The 1,330-nt window shown below is 35.0% G+C and carries 2 protein-coding genes; both read left to right on the top strand.

Translation table 11 applies throughout. The annotated features are described in order from the left end of the window. On the top strand, positions 1–206 hold a 206-nt coding region (locus U9P79_00010), incomplete at its 5' end, for a hypothetical protein (GenBank protein ID MEA2103017.1). A gap of 117 nt (positions 207–323) precedes the next feature. Continuing rightward, the gene (locus U9P79_00005; protein MEA2103016.1) at positions 324–1,232 is read left to right on the top strand and encodes a PorV/PorQ family protein; all 909 of its coding nucleotides are present in this window, start codon (positions 324–326) and stop codon (positions 1,230–1,232) included. Positions 1,233–1,330: the final 98 nt, after the last annotated feature.

Raw genomic sequence — 1,330 nt, 5'->3', positions numbered from 1 at the left:
AGGAGAATATTATGGCAAAAGTTAGAACATTTGGAGCAAAATTGGCACATGCAAGGGCAGGTAAGGAAAAGTCTGTTTGCCCTGTGTGCCACACTGAAATAAAAATAATTAAAATAATAAAAAACAAGAATGTAAGAGGAAAATGGACACCAAAAAGTGAAATTGTAAAATTATGCAAATGCAACGAAAAGGAAGTTCTTGCTTAATAAAATTTTTACCGAAATTTGTTCTTCGTCCTCCAAATCTCTTAAAGTTTTTTTCCTCTTATCAGCTGGTAAGAGGATTTTTTAAATTGTAAATTAATTAACTTAGAAAAGGTTTAAATGCGTAAATTTATTATTTGTATAATTCTGTTGGTCGTTTTAACCATTGGAGTTTGTTATGCAAACACCAACGAACAAGAAAACGGATTTCAGATTCTCAAGGTCAGTATTGGTGCGAGTGCAGCTGGTCGGGGCGGAGCTGTTTCAGCCTTACCTGGTAATGCTACAAGTTTGTGGTATAATCCGGCAGCTGTTTCACTTTCCGATGGGTCAAATTTTTGTTTTTCACGGATAAATTATCTCTTCGGAGTAAATATTGACAATGCATCCATCATATTTGATAAGGGCAAATCGAGTTTCGGTTTCGGCTTGACTTTTCTTAACTATGGAAAGATTGATAAAACAGATGGAACGGGAAATCTTATCGGCGAATTTCATCCGACAGATCTGATTTTAGCTGGAAATCATTCCTGGAGACTCTCCCCTTCTGTTTATTTTGGATACAATATAAAATTGGCTTATGAAAAGATTGATAGCGAAACTTCTTATGGACTTGGTGCAGATTTGGGCATGGTTTGGGATACGTTTTTGAGAGGATTAAATCTGTCTGCCGTTGTGCAGAATGTTGGATATTCCACCAAATTAAAAGATGAGTCAATCCATCTTCCCTTGACTTGGAAGTGCGGAGCAAATTATTCCCGATCTATCGGGACAAATCAGAGCAGTATTTCCCTTTCATCAGATATAATCTATTTTGCCACCGAAGACACAAAGTGCAATTTGGGTTTGGAATTTGATTATACCGAAAAAATATTTACCCGTGTCGGGTACGCATTGAACTATGATTCAGAGGATATAAGTGCTGGTTTGGGTTTAAAAATTAATTCTTATCAATTTGATTATGCATTCACGCCTTATTCAAACGATTTGGGGAATGTTCATCGTATTTCACTAACTTATAATTTCTAAAACCTATTATGAAAGTTAGCCACGAATTAGCACGAATGAACACAAATAATAATAAAAAACAAAAATATTTATTCAAAAAAGTCATTAGTGAAAATTCG

The sequence above is a fragment of the Candidatus Cloacimonadota bacterium genome (genome assembly GCA_034661015.1).
In the GTDB taxonomy this organism is placed as follows: Bacteria; Cloacimonadota; Cloacimonadia; order JGIOTU-2; family JGIOTU-2; genus JAYEKN01.
Note: the sequence above shows the minus strand (reverse complement) of the source record. Positions and strands in the feature narration are given on the sequence as shown.

Bases quoted from the DNA above. Each gene is read 5' to 3' on its own strand.
- U9P79_00005 (MEA2103016.1), top strand. From the start codon at position 324: ATGCGTAAATTTATTATTTGTATAATTCTGTTGGTCGTTTTAACCATT.